The organism is Bartonella sp. TT121SHDZB (assembly GCF_042193415.1).
GTDB lineage: Bacteria > Pseudomonadota > Alphaproteobacteria > Rhizobiales > Rhizobiaceae > Bartonella.
Map to the genome: position 1 here is coordinate 1 of NZ_JBHILR010000026.1, position 3,867 is coordinate 3,867.

1 protein-coding gene is annotated in these 3,867 nt (G+C 32.4%); it reads left to right on the forward strand.

Features of this window, described 5'->3' with window-relative positions:
• A partial coding sequence (locus ACFIKI_RS08230; RefSeq protein WP_375666726.1) for a type ISP restriction/modification enzyme occupies nucleotides 1-2,088 on the forward strand: 2,088 nt, incomplete at its 5' end.
• Between the last annotated feature and the right edge of the window lie 1,779 nt (nucleotides 2,089-3,867).

Here is a 3,867-nt window from a genome sequence, read left to right on the forward strand (position 1 = left end):
GAGATTGTTCTCTTAGCCTATTACATAGCAGCGATTAACATTGAATCGACTTATCATAGTCTTATGAAAGGTGAGTACATTCCTTTCAAGCATATTGGCTTAACCGATACGTTTCAAACGCTTAAAGAGAAAAATTTGATAGACGGTATACTTAAAGAAAACAGTGAATATTTAGAGCATCAGAAAAATCTGGATATCGAAGTTATCTTTGGTAATCCTCCTTATTCAACAGGTCAAAAAAGTGCTAATGATAATGCAAAGAATACACCTTATCCAATTTTAGATAAACGGATCAGTGAAACTTATGCTGCTCAATCTAAATCAATCAATATGCAAGCACTTTATGACAGTTATATTCGTGCCATTCGTTGGGCTAGTGACCGTATAAAAGACCGTGGTGTTATTGGATTTATTACAAACGCAGGGTTTATTAATGCATGTTCTTTAAATGGTTTACGCAAATGCCTCGTTGAGGAGTTCTCGAGCCTTTATATTTTCCATTTGCGGGGAAATGCGCGGACTTCTGGAGAACAACGTAAGAAAGAAAGTGGTGGAATTTTTGGTGAAGGCTCTCGTGCTCCTATTGCTATCTCTATTCTCGTAAAAAATCCAAATGCACAACAGCATGGTAAGATATATTTTCGTGATATTGGAGACTATCTCACAAGAGAAAAAAAGCTCACGATAATTGAAAAATTTAGGAGTATTGATGGCATTACACATAGCAAACAAGGTTGGCAAATAATTATACCGGATAGGCATAATGATTGGCTTGGTCAACGTGATGACAGTTTCAAGACATTCCTAGCTTTAGGTGATAAGAAACCTCATAGTAAAAAACTGTTTGAGATTTATTCTTGTGGTCTAAAAACCAATCGTGATGCTTGGGCATACAATGCAAGCAATGAAACTCTCGCGAAGAATATGAGTAATATGATTACTTTCTACAATAGTGAAGTGGAGCGTTTTAATGGTGTTTATACACATGATAACGGTAAAACACGTACTAAAACTGTAGATAATTTTGTTAATGCCGATGAAAGCAAAATTAGTTGGAGTATTAATCTTAAGAAACATTTAACTAAAGGAAAGATTTTTGAATTTGAAGATACATGCCTTATTCAAAGTTTATATCGTCCTTTTACACAACAATGGCTCTATTATAATCGTGCCTTTAATGAAATGGTTGCTCAAATTCCATGTATATTCCCGATGGAACAAGCGGTTGAAAATAGAGTAATACAAGTGACAGGCGTAGGTGCAATGAAAGGTTTTTCTGTACTAATGAGTAAGGATTTACCTAATTTTGATTCAATAGAAAAAAGTCAATGCTTTCCAAGATATATTTACGAAGATACTACGGTCTCAAAAAGTAAAAGTGAGAAACAATCCCATTTATTTACAGAAGAAAGTAAAACAGCTAGTTTACAAAAGCGTGATGCCATTACGAATGAAGGGTTAGAACATTTTAAAGCCGCTTATCCTAATGAAACTATCACTAAAGATGATCTATTCTATTATGTTTACGGTCTACTTCATTCGGAAGATTATCGCACCCGTTATGCTGATAACCTCTCTAAAGAACTGCCTCGTATCCCTTGTGTAAAGAGTGCTGATGACTTTTGGAAGTTTGTAACCGCAGGGCGTGAACTGGGGCATTTGCACGTGAATTATGAAGATGTAGAGCCTTATCCAGTCACATTTAAGAAGGGTAACCCAAAAGTTACCGAGATCTATAATCCCGAAAAATTTTACTACGTTACAGAAATGAAATTCGCTGGAAATAATAAGGAAAAGGATAAATCGATTGTTTTTTATAATAGCAATATCATCATGACAGATATACCTCTTGACGCTTATGAGTATATCGTCAATGGCAAGCCTGCTCTTGAATGGGTTATGGAGCGTCAATGTGTAAAGACTGATAAAAAGAGTGGTATTGTGAATGATGCCAATCGCTATGCTGTTGAAACCGTTGGCAACCCTGCCTACCCTCTAGAGTTATTTCAGAGGATTATTACCGTAAGTTTAGAGACAATGAAAATCGTTAAGAACCTACCAAAATTAGAACTAAGAGAAACTGAATAACTTATAAAGCATATTCACATGATAGGCATGCTAAATTCACAAGAGGTATAGAACATAGCGATTAATCTATACTTCTCTTGTTAAGTTGATTACCTACCATCTTAAAAGGAGTGTTTATATGCGTTATTCTAAAAAGAAACCATTTGCACTTTTAGATACTCTTATTTGGATTACTTTAAGAAACCCTATCTTAAAGTGAATTAGATTTTTTACATTGCCTTTAAGAGGTTATACCGTAATCTAAAATGATAGCTTTATTGTTATCAAAAGCTTTGTTTAAACAGAATTATGTATATTCATTTTCTTATATTACTTATAGGTTTTGAAGGTTTCTCAAACCGTCAAAATACCTTCAAAAATATACCGTTGGTTGTATTTATAGGTTGTGTTTTAATATAGATTGTATCTCTAAAATGCTAATATATTGAAATATAATGACTTTTATTTTTCGATTGAAAAAAATATATAACAGGGGGTAAAAGGAACCTTCAAAACCCTCTAAACTCATAGCTATAATGATCTTGATAGCACTCCTTATGCGTTACAAACTATCTTTTGAAAGGCTTTAAAGGAGCATATGCTTTTCATAAAGCACGTTTTAATCACTCACTAAAATAATCTATTTTGTCAGTTCAATTTACTGACACATAACTGACAAATATATATTATGAATTGAATTTATGGGTTGTCTTTTAATAAAGGTTGCATCATTAAAATTATAACCTATTGAAATATAATGTTTTTAATTTTCTCTCATTTAAAAAAAATAATATAGGCTCTAAAAAGAACTGACAAAACTGACAACACTGACACGGTCTATTAAAAGGGATTTTACTGATCTCTATAATGATCAGTTTCTATTGAGATATTTTCATAACAGACAATAAATCGCAATTATCCTATTTATCGTTTCTTTTATGACAATGAAAAATGATGCCATGGCTATAAAGAACATAACAGCTATAGAGAATGCGTAAAAACAGTAAACTTGAATACTCATATGCAAATGAAATCGTTTGTTATAAAGACAGTCCCTATAAAAGGCTGTTAAGTCTAAAATGTGTTATTAAAAGAAATTCACAAAAAAATTAAAATTCATTTAGTAAAAAAACTGATAGGTTATAAAGTTAAAAATACGCATTATGAGAGCGTTTCTAAATATTATAAATGTATAATTCAAAACATAACGCAATCGTTTCACAAAGCCCGTAATATAGCTTTAAAAGCACATAAATATAAAAGAAGCAATTAATAGGCATAAGATATTATCAATACACAACGTATTAAAAAAATACAAAAAAATATCAAAAAAGATAAAATATTATTTGACAATAAATACGTATTTTGTTACATAAATAATCAAGTGATTGAAAAACACTTAATCGTTAGCGGATTGGTTACGAAACAACCCTTCCCATTCTTTAAAATACTGACTTTCTTTTATGCTACCATTAGCATATAACGATTATGTCGGGTGTGGTTATGCTATACAATACTCTTTATGAGGAAAGCATAACAGCGGACTAACGACCGTGTTTTTCAGCACCCGGCGCCCTTATGGGCTGTTAATGAAAAATTTTAATTTCGTTAGGAAAAAACTATGAAAAATATATCAAACAACACCCCCGTTATCTCTTCCATTTCAAATGCAACCGCGCCCGTTAATAAACAAGAGCCTGCAAAAAAATACGAATTTACAGGAGAGACAATAGAGGTTGGTGATTATACTCTTTATCGCATTCGGGCTTTAAGGGATTTTGCTAATATAAAAGCTGGTGA